Source organism: Fredinandcohnia onubensis (assembly GCF_002734215.1).
Lineage (GTDB): Bacteria > Bacillota > Bacilli > Bacillales > Bacillaceae_L > Ferdinandcohnia > Ferdinandcohnia onubensis.
Window position 1 is genome coordinate 166,533 of record NZ_NSEB01000003.1, and the last position, 20,546, is coordinate 187,078.

The following is a 20,546-nucleotide window of genomic DNA, read 5'->3' on the forward strand; positions in this document are numbered from 1 at the left end:
AGTGAATTGATCTTCCCCTAGAAATAGTAATAAAAAACCTTACGTGTGAGGAAGGTGAGCGGCATGCTGAGTATTAATCCTGAGCAATTTATCTTGAAACCATCTCTTGCGACAATTACCTGTGAACCAAACTGGCAATGGAAGCGAAAAGAGCCTATTCCGAACTATGATTTGTTTTATGTTTGGAGTGGAGAAGGAAATTTGATTTTAAACGGTCAAGATTATTCCATAAAACGCGGAAGTTGCTTTTTATTCCTTCCAGGCGATTGGACGACTGCCACCCAGAATCCTCAGAATCCACTTACAATCACCTACATTCATTTTGACTTAGAGAATGAACCAAGCCTAATACCAAATTCTTATCGTATTATTCATGACGCAATTCCTTTTGAGTCTCTCTTAACACAATACGTTCGATTATTTTTAATTAAAACATTTGGGGCAGAAACGGAGGCCAAGTTAATCCTTAAACAATTGATGATTCAGCTTTTGCGAGAGGAGCATCAGGTTGAGGAACGAAACGACCAGGCTCAAACTTCTCTTTTGTCAGCGATTAGGGAAGTGGCAAATTACGTACAGCAGCATCCTGGCGAGGGTCATACGCTTGAAAGCTTGGCTGCTCGTGCGAACTTTTCTCCAAGGTATTTTTCGCTGAAGTTTAAGGAGATTATTGGCAAGTCAGTGCGCTCCTATATTGTAGAAGCTCGTATTAAAAGGGCGGAGCATCTCCTACATTATACAGGAATGTCGGTAACTGAAGTGGCTCAAGCGTTAGGCTATGATAATCTGCATTTTTTTAGCCGACAATTTAAAAAATACACAGGGAAAAGCCCTTCTGAAATTCGTTAAATACAGTCATAACAAGCACCTAACCATTGTGGTTTAGGTGCTTGTTTATTTGAGCTGTGTTAAACACTCTTTTCGAATTCCTGCACTAATTTGACTCTGGGACCCATGATTTTATGCTGTTAGTTCGGAATTCCGGACTTATTCTGACTGCAAGCACTGTTTGATCATAAAGCTAGTCGCAATCCTGGGCTTATTTCGACTCTGAAACACATTTTTACATGCTTGCAGTCAGAATCCCACATCTATTCTGACTGCAAGTACCTTTTGCTTATAATGCTTGTCGCAATCCCGTGCTTATTCTGACTCAGAGACACCTGATTTTATGCTGTTAGTCAGAATTCCGGACTTATTCTGACAGCAAGCACTGTTTGATCATAAAGCTAGTCGCAATCCCGTGTTTATTTTGACTCTGAGCCACCTGATTTCATGATGTAAGTCAGAATCCCCCACCCATTCTGACAGCAAGCACCATTTAATCGTAATATTTGTCCCTTTAACAGAGCTATTATTCAAAAAGAAAAAATTATGTAAAAAAGTGCAAATTTTACACAGAATAGTCTAAATATTTTCAAGTAAGAGGGTGATACGATTAAAATGACAGATCAATATACATGTTTGGCTTTTACTGAATAGAAGGAAGCCAGAAAATTTCTTAAGAAAGAGTGATCTCAATGTGTGGAATTACAGGATGGATTGATTGGCAACAGGATTTGAATCACCAAGAACAAATCGTCGGTAAGATGGCGCAAACATTAGCAAAGCGTGGTCCAGATGCTTCTAATGTCTTAAGTGATCATCATGCTGCACTGGGTCATACAAGATTAATTGTTGTGGATCCTTCCGGAGGAACACAGCCGATGACAAGGAGATCAAAAAGCGGGCATGCTTTTTCAATGGTTTATAATGGAGAACTTTATAATACAGAGGATTTACGTAAGGAATTACTAAGCCGTGGGTATACATTTCAATCCCACTCCGATACGGAAGTACTTCTTACTTCTTATATTGAGTGGCGAGAAGAATGTGTAGAGCGGTTAAATGGTATTTTTGCTTTTGCAATTTGGGACCATCAGCAAGAAAAACTTTTTATGGCAAGGGATCGACTCGGGGTCAAACCGTTATTTTTCAAACATACAGATAGCACCCTTTTGTTTGGGTCAGAGCTTAAAGCTATTTTGGCACATCCAAATGTGAAGGCGGAAGTAGATCGCGAAGGACTTCAAGAAATTTTTGCGCTGGGACCTTCACGTACACCAGGGCATGGTATTTATCGAGGGATACAAGAATTAAGGCCGGCACATCTTCTTATGTTTGATCGGAATGGACTGAAAATGAAACGTTATTGGAACGTCGAAAGCCGCAAACATGCTGATTCATTGGACGATACGGTGGAAGAAGTGCGATTTCTAGTGAAAGATGCCGTTGAAAGACAATTAGTTGCAGATGTTCCGGTCTGTACATTTTTATCAGGTGGGTTAGATTCTAGTGCAATAAGTGCGATTGCCTCGAACTACTTTAACCAACAAGGAAGAGGAAAGCTTCATACGTATTCGATTGACTATGAGCGGAATAGCGAGTTTTTCAAATCAAGCTTATTTCAAGTGGATGAAGATAAACCATGGATCGATAAGATGACTCAATATTTAGGTGTCGTCCATCATTCGAAAATAATTACTCAGGAACAACTGGCTCACTCGTTAGAGAATGCGGTAAAAGGAAGAGACTTACCAGGAATGGCGGATATCGACTCTTCTCTCCTTTGGTTTTCTGAGGAAATCAAACAAGACTTTACGGTTGCCTTATCTGGAGAATGTGCGGATGAAATTTTCGGTGGTTACCCTTGGTTTTATAAGAAAGAGTTACTACAAGATAATCATTTTCCATGGATGAAGTCTGAAGAAGAAAGACATAAGCTTCTATTACCTCATTGGCAAAACAAACTTAAACTAAAAGACTATGTACAAGAACGTTACCATGAAACATTACGGGAAGTTCCACGATTAGATGGAGAAAGTCCGGAAGAGTCAAGACGCAGGGAAATATTTTATTTGAATATGATTTGGTTCATGTCTACTCTGCTAGAACGAAAGGATCGCATGAGTATGGCCGCTAGTTTAGAAGTACGCGTTCCATTTGCGGATCACCGACTCATTGAATATGTGTGGAATATTCCATGGGAGATGAAGATGTTAGAAGGAAGGGAAAAAGGAATCTTAAGGAAAGCATTAGAGGGAACATTACCTAATTCCGTTCTGTATAGAAAGAAAAATCCTTATCCGAAAACTCATAATCCAGATTATCTGAATCTCGTAAAAAATATGCTGACTAGCGTAATTGAGAAGAAGAACTCTCCTATTCTAGAATTAGTTTCGAAACAAAAGGTAAGAGATATCATTGATTCTGACGGTGCATCATTCAAGGTTCCTTGGTTTGGGCAACTAATGACAGGACCTCAGCTCATCGCACATTTAGTGCAAATCAATGTGTGGCTTGATTCTTATAATGTGAACATTGTTGATTAAACTTGAGCTCCGAAAGGCGTTTTGGTAGAGAATATCCTAGCGTGAAGGTAAAACAAGTTGTGTCATTCAGTGTAAATTTTATAGCGAATAGTTTAAATATCTTTCAAAATAACGGTGCTACTATTAACTTAACAACGAAACAGATAAGGAACAGGGGTGATACAAATGCATCGATTAAAAAGACTTGGTTTATATGATCCTCAGTTTGAACATGACGCTTGTGGTATCGCCTTGCTTGCAAATATTCAAGGTGGTAAAACACACACCATAGTAAGTCAGGCACTAACAGCTCTTGAACGATTAAATCATCGTGGGGGTCAGACGGGTAGTGAAAAATTAGGAGATGGCTCCGGAATTCTAACTGAGCTCCCACACGATTTATTTGTAAATGAATGGAAGTTGAAAGGGAAACAACTTCCATTCATGGGTGCTTACGGAGTAGGGATGCTATTTTTACCTCAAGAGTTAGACAAAATGACAGATTATAAATTGAGAATAGAAGAAATCATGCAGAATGAGGGTCTAGAGATTTTTGGATGGAGAAATGTACCAACGAATGATGAAGAGTTGGGAAGCACGGCTAAACAGTCTCAACCATCTGTCCATCAATTATTCGTTACTTCCACAAATGAGGAACTAGACAGTGATCAATTTGAGCGATTGTTATATATGGCACGTCGAAAAATAGAGAAAGCATTCAATGATGCTGAAGTGAATCAGGAAGATTGCTATATTGTTAGTTTTTCATCAAGAACCATCGTATATAAAGGACTTCTCTTACCAAGCCAGTTAAGAAGCTATTATGAGGATTTAAGTCGAGATGATTACCAATCCGCGATGGCCATGGTGCATAACCGATTTAGTACCAATACCTTTCCTAGCTGGAGAAGAGCGCAGCCAAACCGAACATTAATGCATAATGGTGAGATTAATACGATAACAGGGAATGTAAACTGGATGCTTGCACGGGAACCAGTTCTTCGTTCCGATCTTCTGGAGGATAATGAAGCTCTTCATCCAGTGATTGACCTTGATGGCAGTGACACCGCAATGTTTGATAACGCGCTAGAATATCTAGTGATGTCCGGTTGGCCACTCGCTAAAGCAATGATGTTGATGATCCCAGAACCTTGGCAGAATAACAAACTTCTTTCTGACAAGAAAAGGGCATTCTATCAGTTTCATAGTTGCCTTATGGAGGCCTGGGATGGTCCAGCAGCAATGGGTTTTACAAATGGAAAGCAGATTGGAGCTTGCCTAGATAGAAATGGGTTAAGGCCAGCACGTATTATCCTTACAGATGATGATTTCCTTTGTTTATCTTCGGAAGTGGGAGTAGTAGACATTCCAGAAGAGAAAATAATTCTAAAGGATCGCCTAAAGCCAGGACAAATGCTTTTAGTAGATTTAGAGAAGAAGAAGCTTCTACTGGATGAAGAAGTAAAACAACAATTTATAAACGAAAATCCTTATGAAGATTGGGTAAATGAGACCATTACTCCAATTGAAAATCTGCGTACAACAAAGAAGAAAGAGGCAACAGAAAGCAAAGAGGAACTATTACGTATTCAAAAAGCGTTCGGCTACACCTATGAAGAGTGGGATAAAATCATTAAGCCGATGGCGCAAGAAGGAAATGAACCGATTGGTTCTATGGGATACGATGCTCCGCTAGCCATTCTATCATCAAAACCTCAATTACTATTTAATTATTTCAAACAGCGTTTTGCCCAAGTAACCAATCCTCCAATTGATGCGATCCGCGAAGCATACGTCACATCAATGGAAGTATTACTAGGAGCAGAGGGGAATTTATTGCAACCGAAGACTGAAGATTACAAAAAAATAAGGTTGAGCTCCCCAATCCTGTCTGAAGTAGAAATGAGAACAATACAAAGTTTGGATAGCGAAGATTGGAAAGTATCGACTATTTCGATTCTCCTACCTATACAAGGAATGGCGATTCAGGACTGTCTTCACGAAATACTCTCAACCGCTGAAAAAGCAGTAAGGGATGGAAGCAATCTAATCGTGTTAAGCGATCAGGGAATCAATCAAAATCAAGGTGCAGTTCCTTCCCTACTAGCTGTATCTGCTCTCCACCACCATCTGATACGACAAGGGCTTAGAAGCAAGGTCAGCATCATTGTAGCATCGGGAGAGCCTAGGGAAGTTCACCATTTTGCAGTGCTTCTCGGTTATGGCGCAAATGCCATCTTTCCATATCTGGTATACAAATCGCTTTCGCAACTAACAGGTGAAAACTTATTCGCAAATTATAAAAAGGCAGTTACAAAAGGAATCCTGAAGATCATGTCAAAAATGGGGATTTCGACAGTTCAGAGTTATATCGGTGCTCAAATTTTTGAGGCTGTTGGGATTAGTGAAGAGGTAATCGACACGTATTTTCCGCGCACATCTTCTCGAATAGGTGGTCTTCAACTCGAAGATGTTGCAAAAGAAACGATTAGTCGTCACAACCAAGCGTGGCTAAATGAAGATCCAACTTTAGATGAAGGTGATGACCTACAATGGCGTATAAACGGAGAGTCACATTTGTACCGACCAGAGACCATCCACACCTTACAACATGCCTGTCGTACCGGTAAATATGAGGTTTATAAAAAATACAGTCACATGATGGGGGAAGATACCGAAAAGAGTATTACGCTCAGAGGTATGTTCCGGTTAAAGAGTAACAGGAAGCCTATTTCAATTGAGGAAGTTGAACCAATTGAGTCTATTTTTAAACGTTTCAAGACAGGAGCAATGTCATACGGATCCATTAGTAAAGAGGCTCATGAAGCAATTGCTGTAGCCATGAACCGAATTGGAGGAAAAAGTAATTCTGGTGAAGGTGGGGAGGATCCACAACGTTTTATACCGCTCGCTAACGGGGATTCAAAATTAAGCAGAATGAAGCAAGTGGCATCCGGACGATTTGGAGTGACAAGTCATTACCTTGTGAATAGTGATGAAATCCAAATAAAAATGGCCCAAGGAGCAAAGCCAGGTGAAGGAGGTCAACTCGCTGGTCATAAGGTCACCATATCAGTAGCGAAAACGAGGGGATCAACACCTGGTATCGAGTTAATCTCACCTCCTCCACACCATGATATCTATTCGATAGAGGACTTAGAGCAGCTTATATATGATCTGAAGAATGCGAATCCTAGTGCAGATATTAATGTAAAGCTTGTTTCAGGAACAGGTGTAGGAACAATTGCTGCGGGCGTTGCCAAAGCAAAAGCCGATGTTATTTTGGTGAGTGGCTATGATGGTGGAACAGGCGCTGCAGCAAAGACGAGTATTAAGCATGCTGGTCTGCCGTGGGAACTAGGATTAGCAGAAGCTCATCAAACCCTCATGCTAAATGGCCTTAGAAATAGTGTGAGGCTTGAAGCTGATGGAAAATTGATGAATGGCCGAGATGTTGTCATTGCAGCATTGTTAGGTGCAGAAGAATATGGTTTTGCAACTCTTCCACTTGTTTCACTTGGTTGTATCATGATGAGAGTTTGCCACATGGACACATGTCCAGTTGGAATTGCGACTCAAAACCCTGAACTTCGAAAGAAGATGATGGGAACAGCGGAACATATTGTTCATCTCATGACTTTTATAGCACAAGAAGTTCGAGAATATATGGCTCAATTTGGTTTCAGAACGATGGATGAGATGATTGGATGCACAGACGTCATCCAGATAGATAATCCTAAAGCGTGGAAATTACAAAGTCTTGATTTGTCTCCACTTTTAGTCAGACATGAAGGTGAAAGAGTTTCATCTAAAAAACAAGACCATCAACTCGAACAAACACTCGATTATCGAGAACTACTTCCAATAAGCAGCCAAGCATGGGTTATCCAGCAGACTGCAAGGGATGTTTTCCGAATTTCAAATACCGATCGATCTGTGGGAACACTGACCGGAAGTGAAATATCAAAGCAATTTGGAGCAGTTGGCTTACCTGAGGATACGCTTCACTATCTATTTAAAGGATCAGCTGGTCAAAGCTTCGGGGCATTCATCCCAAGTGGACTCACTTTAGAAGTAGAAGGTGATAGCAATGACTATGTTGGGAAAGGTCTATCCGGGGGTAAAATTATTGTCCGCCCATCTAGTTTATCTCCACTCGTTTCCGAAGAGAATGTGATTATAGGGAATGCGGCGTTTTATGGAGCTACAAGCGGGAAGGCATTTATTCGTGGAAAAGCAGGGGAAAGATTCTGTGTTCGTAATAGTGGTGCAACTGTTGTTGTAGAGGGTGTCGGCGAACATGGTTGTGAATACATGACAGGAGGCAGTGCATTAATCCTAGGGGAAGTTGGGAAAAATTTCGCTGCAGGAATGTCCGGAGGCATCGCTTATATATATGAACCGGCTAATCAACATTTCCAACATGAATATAATCCAGAACTGGTTCTACTAGAATCCATAGAAGATCTTGAGGAAAAGAATATGATTTACAGTCTTTTGAAAGAACATTACGAATACACAAATAGTCCCTTGGCTTATCGCTTAATTCAACATTGGAAAACAGAAGCAGATCAGTTTATTAAAGTAATCCCTCGGAATTATAAATTAATTCTTGAAACGCAAAATCTAGTTGTTTAACTATTATTTACCACTAGTTTCCTAAGAAAAGAGGTGTACGATTTGGGAAAACATACAGGATTTTTAGAATATAAGCGGCAGCCCGCAAATTATCGTGAACCACTGCAACGATTGAAGGATTGGAAGGAAATCTCGGTTCTGCCTCCTTCAAGAGATCTTGTTAACCAAGCGGCACGATGTATGGATTGTGGAGTTCCCTTCTGTCAGAACGGAAGTGTTCTTGGAGGGATGACTACCGGATGCCCTTTATATAATCTAATTCCAGAATGGAATGAACTGGTTTATCGGGGAAATTGGAAAGAGGCTTATGAGAGATTAAGTAAGACAAATCCGTTTCCGGAGTTTACCGGAAGGGCTTGCCCGGCCCCTTGTGAGGCGGGGTGTGTAGCCTCACTATATGAAAGTTCTGTCACGATAAAAAATATCGAATGGGCTATTATCGACAAAGCCTTTGAGGAAGGTTGGGTAACTCCACAGATTCCTAAGAATAGAACAGGAAAGAAAGTTGCGATTATCGGTTCAGGACCTGCAGGATTAGCCAGTGCATCGGAACTGAATCAACAAGGACATTCCGTAACAGTATTTGAAAGGTCCGACCGAATTGGAGGATTGCTAACGTATGGAATTCCCAAAATGAAAATTGAACAACATGTCGTGGATCGTCGGATTAATGTTCTAAGAGAATCAGGAATCACGTTTGTGACAAATACAGAGATTGGTAAAGATTATCCTTTGGAAAAACTAGATTCAGAGTTTGATAGTGTGATTATCTGTACCGGGGCAACAAAACCACGGAATGTGGTGGCAGAAGGAAGAAATCTAAAAGGTATCCATTTTGCCATGGATTACCTGCATAGCAATACGAAAAGCATGCTGGATACTAACTTCGCAGATGGGAAATTTATCCCTGCAGAAGGGAAAGACGTAATTGTAATTGGTGGGGGAGACACAGCAACAGACTGTGTATCAACCGCTCTCCGACATAATTGTAAAAGTCTAGTCCAGTTTGATATTTATCCGGAGCGGTCAACCAGTCGTACTGAGGAGAATCCTTGGCCGCAATATCCAATCATTCACAAGCTTGATCATGGACATGAGGAGGCATTAGCAAGGTTTGGAAGTGACCCCCGTGCATATGCGACATCAGCTATTGAATTTATAGGGGATGAGAATGGGCACTTAATGGGTGTTAAGAGTATCGAAGTTCGGACGATAGTGAATGAAAATGGGGAGAAAATCAGAGAGCAAATCCCAGGTTCAGAAAGAGTATGGCCTGCCCAGCTTGTTTTATTAGCGGTTGGATTTGAAGGGATGGATCAAGACCTCTTAGAGAAATTCAACCAAGAAGAAACCACAACAAGAGCCGAAAAATCAGAAGATCCTTACCAGACAAACAAGGAAGGTACCTTCATAGCAGGTGATGCCCGCCGTGGTTCAAGTTTAATAGTATGGGCTATCCAAGAAGGAAAAGAAGCTGCGGAAGCTTGTCACAACTACCTAATAAACATTTAACTTTATTCAGGAAAGTCCCCATTCTGTAAATACTGGGATGAAAAAAGTGAATATACAATTCAGTTTGTGTTCAAACACAGACTGAATAAAGTTAATGCCTCCGGCGGATGCCACAGATTTTCAAAGGAAACTTTTCGAGCTTGCTCGAAAAAATCTGGGCGCAAATACGCCAAGGCGCATTTGATTGATATGGAGGAGTACCAATGACTTTAACAGACTATACCCAACAACTCTTTGCTGATCGAATCGGTGGATCGTCGTTCGGACTCAAAGATGAGATTTTTAAATTTGAAAAAATAAAAAGGGCTAAAAAAGCCGCCTTAAAAGAGAATCCTCATATTGAATTGATTGATTTAGGGGTTGGTGAACCAGATGCAATGGCTGATGAAGCAGTTGTAGAAAAGCTCTCATTGGAGGCTGCAAAACCAGAAAATCGATTCTACTCAGATAACGGAATTTCTGAATTTAAGGAAGCGGCTGCTCGCTACATGGAAGAGGTATTTGGAGTAAGTGACCTTGATCCAGAAACAGAAATCAATCATGTAATTGGGTCAAAATCAGCACTTGCGATGTTACCAGCAGCTTTTATCAACCCAGGTGACATCACATTAATGCCAACACCAAGCTACCCTGTACTAGCTACTTATACGAAATATTATGGGGGAGAAATCGTACAGTTGCCCCTCTTAGAAAAGAATGGATTCTTACCGGATCTTAGTCAAATTGATCGCGATACATTGAAAAAGGCTAAATTGCTTTATTTAAATTACCCGAATAACCCAACTGGTGCTGCGGCAACTAGAGAATTTTTTGAGGAAGTAGTTGCATTTGCAAATCAGAATAATTTAATCGTTGTCCATGACGCAGCCTATGCCGCACTGGTATTTGACGGTGAGAAACCACTAAGTTTTCTATCAATCCCTGGAGCAAAAGAAGTGGGTGTAGAGCTTCATTCTTTATCAAAATCCTTCAATATGACCGGATGGAGAATTGGTTTTATCGCCGGACATCCGAATCTAGTTAAGGCATTTGCAACGATTAAGGACAATAGTGACTCAGGCCAATTTATACCGATCCAAAAAGCAGCAGCATATGCCTTGGCACATCCAGAAATTACAGTAAAAACAGCTGAAAAATATTCACGCCGCCATGAATTACTTGTTAACGCACTTCGTAATTGCGGATTTAAGGCGGAAAAACCGAAGGGCTCCTTCTTCCTTTACGTGGAAATACCTGTTGGAGTTGTCGGAGGTCCGACTTTTACGAATGCAGAAGAGTTTGGACAGTACCTGATTCGAGAGCACCTTATTTCAAGTGTGCCTTGGGATGATGTGGGTAACTATATCCGATTCTCAGTGACTTTCCAAGCGGATAGAGACGAAGAAACACGAGTCATCGATGAGATCAAATCACGGTTAAGTAGAGTCCAATTTATATTTTAGAGAAGGAAGGTGAGTGTAAGTGCTTTTTACAAAAATGCATGGTTTGGGTAACAATTATATCATTTTCAATCTCTTAGAATCCTCCTTGAGGGAACAGGACCTTACTATTCTTGCCAAATCGGTATCGGATGTTAATTTTGGAATTGGTTCTGATGGGATGATTCTCATCTGTCCATCAAGTGTAGCGGATTTTAGAATGAGAATATTTAATGAGGATGGATCAGAAGGAAAAAACTGTGGAAATGGACTCCGATGTGTTGCAAAATATTTGGTCGATCACTTGTATGCTGAATCTAACACATTTTCGATCGAAACCCTTGGTGGAATTGTGTACGTGACGGTTACAACTGGACACAAAAATGTAGTCGAGTCAATCACAGTTGATATGGGAGAGCCTAAATTACTAAAAGGAATGGTCCCTATGGCGGGTGACCCTTATTCAACAACAATCAATGAACCCGTGAGTATTGGTGATAATCAATATCATCTGACTTGTCTTTCAATGGGAAACCCACATGCAATCCTTTTTGTTGATGATGTTCATGAGGTACCACTAGAGAAACTAGGTCCTTCCATAGAGCACTCATATCACTTTCCGGAAAGAGTTAATGTGGGAATCGTCCAGATCAGAAATAGTAATGAAATTGATTATAGAGTGTGGGAGAGAGGTTCCGGGATTACAATGGCTTGCGGAACAGGGGCATGTGCAGCTGTAGTTGCAGCCACGTTAACTGGGAAAATAGCAAAACACATACCTGTAACAGTTCACCTTCCCGGAGGTGATTTGGAAATCAGATGGGATGAGAACAACCATATTTGGAAGAAAGGGGCGGCTGAGTACATTTGTCACGGTGAGATCGATGTACAGGCATCCTTGGCAAGGCACATTACAAAAATGAATTAGGATTAATTAGTTGTCGCCCGTATCTAGATAAAAGATTCTGATGCCTTGATGAGTAAATAGCAACGATGTGAACGGTAGCGATACTAATGACAAATATAAGGAGGAAAGTTTTATGGGAAGAACTTATACGAAGGAAGAGATTTTACAAAACGCGAAAGAAGAGAATGTACGCTATATTCGCTTACAGTTCACAGACTTATTCGGCATTATCAAAAATGTAGAAATTCCGGTTAGTCAATTGAAAAAGGCATTGGATAATCAAATGATGTTTGATGGATCTTCAATCGAAGGTTTTGTGAGAATAGAAGAATCTGATATGTATTTATACCCAGATTTAAATACGTGGCTTATCTTTCCATGGAGCGCTGAAGAAAGCAAAATTGCACGTCTAATCTGTGATGTATATTTACCTGATGGGAACCCATTCCCTGGCGATCCTCGCGGAGTGTTGAAAAGAGTATTGAGTGAAGCAAATTCCTTAGGGTTTACAGCGATGAATGTTGGTCCAGAACCAGAATTCTTCTTATTTAAAACCGATGAAAAAGGCAACCCAACTATGGAATTAAATGATAATGGAGGCTATTTTGATTTAGCTCCGATTGACCTTGGTGAAAACTGCCGACGTGATATTGTTCTCACTTTAGAGGATATGGGATTTGAAATAGAGGCCTCCCATCACGAAGTGGCTCCTGGACAGCATGAAATTGATTTTAAATACTCTGATGCAGTTGATGCCGCTGACCAAATCCAAACATTTAAGCTTGTTGTAAAAAATATTGCGAGAAAACATGGTCTACATGCAACCTTTATGCCTAAGCCGCTCTTTGGAGTAAATGGTTCAGGGATGCACTGTCACCAATCCCTTTTCCGAGGGAACGAAAATGCTTTCTACGACGAAAGTGATGAATTAGGTCTAAGTGAAACAGCGAAACAATATTTAGCTGGAATTCTAAAGCATGCTCATAGTTTTGCTGCAATCACAAATCCAACGGTTAACTCCTACAAGCGTTTAGTACCTGGATATGAAGCGCCAAGCTATATTGCATGGTCAGCAAAAAACCGTAGTCCGCTCGTACGTGTTCCAGCAAGTCGAGGCTTAAGCACACGTATTGAATTGAGAAATCCAGACCCATCTGCTAACCCATACCTTGCCTTAGCAGCTATGCTTGCTGCAGGGGTGGATGGCATTAAAAATAATCTTCAATTAGCCGATCCTGTGAATCTAAACATCTATCATATGTCAGATGATGAAATGGCGGCGTTAGGAATTCAAAGTCTTCCAGAAAACCTGAAGGAAGCTGTTACAGCATTTTCAAAGAATGAGCTACTCATCAGTGCACTAGGAGAACATATTAGCACCCATTTTATTGAAGCTAAACGAATCGAATGGGATCAATTCCGTACTCAAGTTGACACATGGGAAAGAGACCAATATATGACTCTTTATTAATCTTTTAGACTTCTTGAATCTAAATTTGACTAATACGATGATAGTAGCCCCGTACACAAAAAAGTGACGGGGTTTTTACATATTCTAGAATGAAGAAAAAAATCCCAATATAGCCTGTCAATCACATATTTTGTTAATGAGAAGTTTGATGTATAATATAAAGCGAAACTTCCATTAGTAGGGGGTGTATTTATCCCCTGCTAATGGTTAGTTGAACCAATCGGGCTTTTACGGGCAGTTAACCCCTTATTCGTCTTTCATGCTTACAGGAATTACTGAAGTGGGGGGACCACTGCCCGTTAATGCGGGATATATGATTCAAAAGTTGAAAGCGAGTGTTCTAGATGGGACGTAAATGGAACAATATTAAGGAAAAGAAAGCGTCTAAGGATGCAAACACAAGTAGAATCTATGCAAAATTTGGACGTGAAATTTATGTAGCAGCAAGACAGGGCGAGCCTGATCCTGAGTCAAACCAAAACTTAAAGGTCGTTCTTGAACGTGCAAAAACATATAATGTACCAAGAGCAATCATTGACCGTGCGATTGAAAAAGCAAAAGGCGGCGCAGAAGAAAATTACGATGAGCTTCGCTATGAAGGCTTTGGACCAAACGGCTCAATGGTTATTGTTGATGCATTAACGAATAACGTGAACCGTACTGCATCTGAAGTGCGTGCAGCATTTGGTAAAAACGGTGGAAACATGGGTGTCAGCGGTTCAGTAGCCTATATGTTTGATGCAACAGCTGTATTTGGTATCGAAGGAAAAACAGCTGATGAAGTACTAGAATTGTTAATGGAAGCAGATGTAGATGTACGTGACATTTTGGAAGAAGAAGAATCTGTCATCGTCTATGCTGAGCCAGAACAATTCCATGCTGTCCAAGAAGCATTTAAAAATGCTGGCATTACAGAGTTTACAGTAGCAGAGCTAACCATGCTTGCTCAAAACGATGTAACCCTTCCTGAAGATGCACAAGCAAAATTCGAAAAAATGATCGATGCACTAGACGACCTCGAAGACGTACGCCAAGTCTACCACAACGTCGACCTAGGCGAATAAACAACAACCAGACCTTTTGGGACAGTTCCCCTGTCCCAAACTAAGGGTCTTTTTTTATGCGGAAAATTTTTGGGTCAAGGGGACAGGTCCCTTGTCCCACTTTTTTTACGAGAAATATTTTTCGAACATTGAAACTTTATAGTCCTTTTTGCGTATGGATACTACAGAAGTTTTTTGAGGGGGAAGATGATGTATCCTGGAGATATGATGTTCAATGCTGTCCCAATTTTTATGATGATTGTGTTCGTTGCTGTGATCGTACTCGTTATTTTTAATCTAGGAAAAGGGATTAATCAGTGGAAGAAGAATGAGGATTCGCCTAGACTAAGTGTCCCTGCAATTGTCAAATCAAAGCGTACACATGTTAGCAGGCACACTCACCATCAAACAGAGCCACACCACCATAATCATGTAACATCATCGACTAGTTACTATGTTACCTTTGAGTTTGAGAGTGGAGATCGATCTGAATTTACGGTTTCTGGTGGTGAATACGGTCTGCTTGCTGAGGGGGATATGGGAAAATTAACATTTCAAGGAACGCGATACTTAGGGTTTGAAAGATTGAAGGCTTAAAGGATTTTGTTGATTTTTTTAGAATTATAGACATGAGGAGGGGTTTTACAATGTCAATTAAGCAATTTCTAGAGGAACAAAATAAAGCAATTCGTGAATTACATATTAATGGTGCAGAAGCATCATGGATGGCGGCCACTACTGGTGAAGAGGAGTGGAATGCAAAATCAGCAGAAGCGGATACTGCTTACAGTGTTTATTTTTCAGATGCAGAGCGTTTTGACCAGGTAAAAAAATACCTTAAACAAACAGATGATGCTGTTCAAAAACGCCAGCTGGAACTCCTATATTCACAAATGCTTGAAAACCAGCTCCCAGAAGAAACGCTAAAGGAAATGGTTCTATTATCAACTGAATTAGTAGGCGTATTTAATACTTTCCGCGCGACTTTAAATGGAAAGCAAGTTTCGGAAAATGATGTGCGCCAAATTTTAATTAAAAGCAATGATCTTAAACTTAGAGAAGAAGCGTGGCATGCAAGTAAGCAAATTGCAAAAGAAGTAGAAGAAAAATTATTGATACTTGTGAAAAAACGCAATGAGGCGGCCCGTTCGCTAGGTTTTGAAAATTTCCATCAGATGAGTTTTGAATCACAGGAACTTGACCGTGAGGAGATTTTTTCAATTTTTACAGAGCTTAAGCAGCTATCGGATGAACCATTCCGCGAACTAAAGCAGGAAATGGATGAAGAGCTTGCCGAACGCTTTGGTATCAAGGTAGAGGACCTTCGTCCATGGCATTATGCAGACCCATTTTTCCAGGAGGCGCCACCATCTAAGGAATTAGATTTAGATCCGTTTTATGATGGGAAAAATCTTGAAGAATTATCAATACAGACTTTCGCAAAAATGGGTATGGATATTATGGATATGCTGCAAAAAAGTGATCTGTATCCAAGAGAGAAGAAAAATCAGCACGCATTCTGTACCGATATTGATCGCGAGGGTGATGTTCGTGTCTTAAGTAACAATGTGCCTTCTGATTACTGGTCAAACACGATGCTACATGAATATGGGCATGCGGTTTATTTTAAATACATTGACCGTGATCTACCATTCCTACTGCGCAGTCCAGCACATACGCTAACAACTGAAGCAATTGCGATGCTATATGGTCGTTTCGGGAAAAATACGGGATGGCTCCAGCAGTTTTTAGGATTAGACCAAGCGCAAGTTGATGAGTTGAAGCCACTCATTGAAAAATCATTGCGTCGCCAAATGCTGATTGCTGGCCGTTGGATTATGACATTTGTGTTTTTTGAACGTGAGCTTTATGAAAATCCGGATCAGGATTTGAATCGTTTATGGTGGAAGATTGTCAATGAGGTTCAATTGTTAACGCCTCCTGAAAATCAGGATTATCCACATTGGGCTGCGAAAATTCATTTTACGTTGGTGCCGGTATATTATCAAAACTATTTACTAGGTGAGTTAACAACTTCCCAGCTGCAGCGCTATATTGAAAAGAATATATCAACTGATCTTTTCTCGGAAAAAGTAGGCGAATTTTTGTTGAACGATTTCTTTAAGCCTGGTGCATTATACAATTGGAATGAAAAAATTGAAAGAGCCACTGGCGAAAGACTAAATCCACAGCATTTTGTTGATCAGTTTGTAGCGGTAAAATAAAATGAGAGAGCAAATCTCTCATTTTTTTCTTAAAAAGGAGGGTAAAAATGTTCTCTTTTTTTGGTGCGAAATGTGCGATTTGTAAAAGAAAAATTAAGCCTTTGCGAAAGTATCTCGATGATAAAGGGAATACAATAAAGGTGTGCATTCCATGCTCGGAATACGCGGAACGGCGGGCTTATAAAATTCGAAGATAAAGAAGGATGAAGTACGTTGTATTTAACAGTTAAAGAAACAGCAGAATATTTATCAATACCAGAAGAGCTTGTGAAAAAACTTATCCAAGAAAAAAAGGTACGTGCACTTTTCGATGGGGAGCAATACTTATTAAATAAAGAACAATTCAACGCTACCCTCGAACAGCTTGAAAAATACAAAAAGCTCTACGTAGAATGGCTAAATGAACCCATCCCTGAAGATATTGATGTGAAGGATGAGGATTAAGGTGGGACAGAGGTCCCACCATTTTTTTACTGGGCAAAGTGCCTGCCCCTAATATCCCTTCTTATAGTCCACGACATTCCTCGGTAGAACTCCGCCTTGAGCGTAGCTTTTTAGATTCGGGATAAAGATATCTTCAATGACACGCTTGGTGTAGTGCTCTGTTGAACCAGACGTATGCGGTGTCACAATCACATTTTCAAATTCCCAGAGCGGGCTATTTTCTTCAAGTGGTTCTTTCGTAAATACATCCAAACCAGCTCCAGCGATTTCACCTGAACGAAGTGCTTCAATCAAATCATCTTCCACGACAATTTCGCCGCGTCCGATATTAATGAAAAATGCAGAAGACTTCATTGTTTTAAACTCGTCAGCCCCAAATAAATGATGCGTTTCATTCGTCAATGGCAAAGTAACCACGACATAATCACAACGAGGCAAAACATCAGATAACTGTGCGGTTGTATACATCTCATCCACAAATTCCTCATCTCGGTCAGAGTGGCGTACCCCGAGTACCTTCATACCAAAGGCTTTTGCAATCTTGGCTGTTTCCTTCCCAATATGACCGACACCAATAATCCCAATCGTCTTTTCATGAATTTCCAGGTTCATGTCTGCATGATGCCATTTTTTCTCCTGTTGATTACGGACATATGTATGTATTTTTCTCGTTAACCCGAGCATTAAGGCAAAAATAGTTTCTGAAATCGGATAGGCGTGAACTCCATTTGCGCTTGTTAGAACCATATTTTTCTGCTCCATTTCCTCAAGTGGCATACTATTGACTCCAGCACTCCAGCTTTGTAACCAACGAAGCTTTGAGTCCGCATAAATAGAATGCTCCGCAATTTCCTTTTTCCAGCCAACAATAACCTCAGCATCTTGTAAATGATCTAACCAAACAGAAGAATCTCGTCCTGCGACAATCTCCCAATCTGGAACAATTTCTTTAATCTGATCCAAATGAAATTCTTCAATGTTTTGCGTAATAACTAGTTTCGCCATGTCAGTCCCACACCCCATGTTTATTTATTTTAATTTAATTTTATAATAGTATAGACGAAAGGGACAAGAGACAGGTACACTTACCTACTAAATTTTTACTGGGACAAGGGATCTGTCCCTCCGTCCCAAAGTGAAGGGGTGGCAGCATGAATACATCGGGGTTGATGGGTGGGTTGTACCAGTTTTGTGTATGGGTAACCCGGCTCGTTTATATTAATTTATTATGGGTTGTTTTTACGCTATTGGGGTTAGGGTTTCTAGGAATTTTTCCGGCGACAGCAGCTTTGTTTTCTGTAATAAGAAGGTGGGTCCTCAGGGAAAATGAAGAAATAAAGGTTTTCTCTACATTTTGGAATGCTTACAAAAGTAGTTTTAAAGATAGTCAGTTCATAGGATACTTTCTTACCGCGATTGGTGCACTTCTTTATTTTGATTATCATTTTTTTACCGCGCATGAAGGGCCGATATTTTTCGCTATCAAGATTGTAACATTAGGTGCCGTCTTTATTTTCATAATGATTGCATTATACATTTTCCCACTCTACGCACATTTTCAGTTAAAGCTGTTTACTTATTTTAAAAATGCCTTTTTTATAGGGTTGTCACAGCTTCTCATCAGTATATTGATGGTGATTAGTACGGTTATTTTGTTTTATGCTTTGCTGAGATTTTCGGGAGTACTGTTTATTTTTGGACTTACTTTACCAGCGTTTTGGGTAACTTGGTTGTCACATCTTGCATTCCGTCGAGTGGAAAAAATAAAGCCATTAAACCAAGAGTAGGGGTTTTATGATAAAAAAGAGTCTTCATAAAAAATTATTGGTCATTATGCTTGTTGCAGTTATTGTTCCATATGTTGTGTCTAATATTATGACCTATCATTCTTCTACTGAAGCGATTGAGGACCAACTTATAGAAAATAACCGTTCATTAATTGAATCGGGAATTCTTAATATTTCTGCCTATTTGGAGAAGCTTGATCAGCTTTCACTTACATGGCTATATGACGAAACCCTTTTAGAAAGTCTCAACACGACTAATTTCAGTATTCCGCAAAGGAATCAGGTGGAGTACGAAATGAAAAACCTGCTATATATGAATCCGGATGTCATGAGAATTGAATACCATTCTAATACAGCCGGTGAGACCTTTTTTACTGAAAGATTACGTTTTTCATCGGAATCGAATCCTACGACTCCGATTGGGGACCGCTTAAAAGACACCTATCGCGTGATGGAAGTTAAAGAATATGAGGGAGTACCAACCCTTATCATTCATCGAAAAATCGTGGAACCTCCTAAACCCGAACCATTAGGTTATTTAACCATTTATACGTCAACAAGAGAACTGGACTTACTTTTAAAGAGACTTAGCACAAATGAGGAAGAAATTTTGCTGTTTTTAGAAAGTAAATCGATTTCATCCTATTCGAATACTTTGAAAGAAACCAACCAACTGCAATCCATTTATAAAAAAGGGGAATTACAGCAATTCCAATCATTTACATTAGGTGATGAAAAAGGAGCTTTATTCAGTGAAACAGGTAATATTGGAGATATGTCGTTGACGCTTCTGAAGTTTATCCCAAGTTCAATGATTACGGGAAAAGCAACCGAGTCAATTCGAAATATTACATTCATACAGGTGATTATGTTAGTATTGCTAGCAATCATGCTTTATTTTGTTTCGTTTTCCATCATTCAACCAATTAAAAGATTAATTAAAAATATCGCCTCCATTGAAAAGGGAGACTTCCATATTGCACAAGTGGTTGAACCTCAGCGTGAGGATGAATTAGGACAGCTTGAAAAAAGATTTGTAGAAATGACAAATCGTCTAAATCAGTTGATTACAAAGGAGCTGCGTCTCCAAATTGAAATGAAGACAGCTCAATTAAAAATGCTGCAGGCTCAGATCAATCCACATTTTTTATACAACACACTTCAATCAATTGGCACAATTGCATTAAAGCAAAATGCGCCTGACGTATATGAGAGATTACTTTCATTAAGCTCCATTTTTAGGTATAGCATGGACTTAAAAACACGAACTGTTCCACTTAATAATGAAATTCAGCATACAAAAGAATACCTGTATCTACAGACAGGAAGATTTAAGGACAGACTACATTATGAAGTGAATTGTACGGAAGAAAGCCTGAAAGTCGATGTTCCTAAAATGATTCTTCAACCAATAGTCGAAAACAGCATCATCCATGGTGTTGAAAAGGGCAACCGTTCAGTACTTATAAAAATTGAGGGTTACATTTCAGAGGAAAGCTTAATTTTAAAAATCATGGATAATGGACAAGGTTTTTCTCAGGAAAAAATTGAAGAAATTCGCGAACAGTATTCGAATGGGCAAATGCAAGCCAATTCGTCTAGCGGAATCGGTTTATTAAATGTTCTACTCCGTCTCCATTTTGAGTATGGAGAATCCTTCAAATGGGACATAAACAGTATTCCTTTAAAAGAAACCACCATACAGTTCGTTATACCAAAATAGGGATACTCAGGACAGGCTCATTGTCCCG

Annotated in this window: 14 protein-coding genes; 13 read left to right on the forward strand and 1 reads right to left on the reverse strand. The window is 39.9% G+C overall.

Going from position 1 to position 20,546, the window contains the following annotated elements; translation table 11 throughout:
- Nucleotides 1-63 precede the first annotated feature (63 nt).
- The 11 genes from CKK03_RS02700 (at nt 64) to CKK03_RS02750 (ending at nt 17,008) form a co-directional block, all read left to right on the forward strand.
- Complete coding sequence (locus tag CKK03_RS02700) at nt 64-849, forward strand: helix-turn-helix domain-containing protein (protein WP_099361087.1); 786 nt, start codon at nt 64-66, stop codon at nt 847-849.
- Between the two features lie 671 nt (nt 850-1,520).
- On the forward strand, nt 1,521-3,371 hold the full coding sequence (gene asnB, locus CKK03_RS02705; protein WP_099361088.1) for an asparagine synthase (glutamine-hydrolyzing): 1,851 nt from the start codon (nt 1,521-1,523) through the stop codon (nt 3,369-3,371).
- Nucleotides 3,372-3,536: 165 nt separating this feature from the next.
- Entirely contained in the window at nt 3,537-7,988 is a 4,452-nt protein-coding gene (gene gltB, locus CKK03_RS02710; RefSeq protein ID WP_099361089.1) for a glutamate synthase large subunit, read from the forward strand.
- 42 nt (nt 7,989-8,030) lie between these two features.
- Nucleotides 8,031-9,500, forward strand: coding sequence for a glutamate synthase subunit beta (locus tag CKK03_RS02715; protein ID WP_099361090.1), 1,470 nt, complete (start codon nt 8,031-8,033; stop codon nt 9,498-9,500).
- 203 nt (nt 9,501-9,703) lie between these two features.
- Nucleotides 9,704-10,942: an LL-diaminopimelate aminotransferase gene (locus CKK03_RS02720; RefSeq protein WP_099361091.1), complete on the forward strand. Its 1,239-nt coding sequence runs from the start codon at nt 9,704-9,706 to the stop codon at nt 10,940-10,942.
- Between the two features lie 19 nt (nt 10,943-10,961).
- On the forward strand, nt 10,962-11,846 hold the full coding sequence (dapF, locus tag CKK03_RS02725) for a diaminopimelate epimerase (RefSeq protein WP_099361092.1): 885 nt from the start codon (nt 10,962-10,964) through the stop codon (nt 11,844-11,846).
- 112 nt (nt 11,847-11,958) lie between these two features.
- Nucleotides 11,959-13,296, forward strand: coding sequence for a type I glutamate--ammonia ligase (gene glnA, locus CKK03_RS02730; protein ID WP_099361093.1), 1,338 nt, complete (start codon nt 11,959-11,961; stop codon nt 13,294-13,296).
- A 344-nt stretch (nt 13,297-13,640) separates the two neighbouring features.
- Nucleotides 13,641-14,360 (forward strand): YebC/PmpR family DNA-binding transcriptional regulator, encoded by a 720-nt coding sequence (locus CKK03_RS02735; RefSeq protein ID WP_099361094.1) that lies wholly within the window; start codon nt 13,641-13,643, stop codon nt 14,358-14,360.
- Between the two features lie 189 nt (nt 14,361-14,549).
- Complete coding sequence (locus CKK03_RS02740) at nt 14,550-14,936, forward strand: DUF2500 domain-containing protein (RefSeq protein ID WP_099361095.1); 387 nt, start codon at nt 14,550-14,552, stop codon at nt 14,934-14,936.
- 50 nt (nt 14,937-14,986) lie between these two features.
- Nucleotides 14,987-16,564, forward strand: a complete 1,578-nt coding sequence (locus CKK03_RS02745; protein ID WP_099361096.1) for a M2 family metallopeptidase — start codon at nt 14,987-14,989, stop codon at nt 16,562-16,564.
- 213 nt (nt 16,565-16,777) lie between these two features.
- A complete protein-coding gene (locus CKK03_RS02750) occupies nt 16,778-17,008 on the forward strand; it encodes an excisionase family DNA-binding protein (RefSeq protein WP_099361097.1) in 231 nt (76 codons plus the stop codon).
- Nucleotides 17,009-17,056: 48 nt separating this feature from the next.
- Here CKK03_RS02750 and CKK03_RS02755 read toward each other — a convergent pair whose 3' ends face one another.
- On the reverse strand, nt 17,057-18,013 hold the full coding sequence (locus CKK03_RS02755) for a D-2-hydroxyacid dehydrogenase (protein ID WP_099361098.1): 957 nt from the start codon (nt 18,011-18,013) through the stop codon (nt 17,057-17,059).
- 146 nt (nt 18,014-18,159) lie between these two features.
- On the opposite strand from CKK03_RS02755, the gene CKK03_RS02760 reads away from it, so the two are divergent.
- Both CKK03_RS02760 and CKK03_RS02765 read left to right on the forward strand, forming a co-directional pair.
- Nucleotides 18,160-18,795, forward strand: coding sequence for a YesL family protein (locus CKK03_RS02760; protein WP_099361099.1), 636 nt, complete (start codon nt 18,160-18,162; stop codon nt 18,793-18,795).
- A 7-nt stretch (nt 18,796-18,802) separates the two neighbouring features.
- On the forward strand, nt 18,803-20,518 hold the full coding sequence (locus tag CKK03_RS02765; RefSeq protein ID WP_099361100.1) for a sensor histidine kinase: 1,716 nt from the start codon (nt 18,803-18,805) through the stop codon (nt 20,516-20,518).
- Nucleotides 20,519-20,546 lie beyond the last annotated feature (28 nt).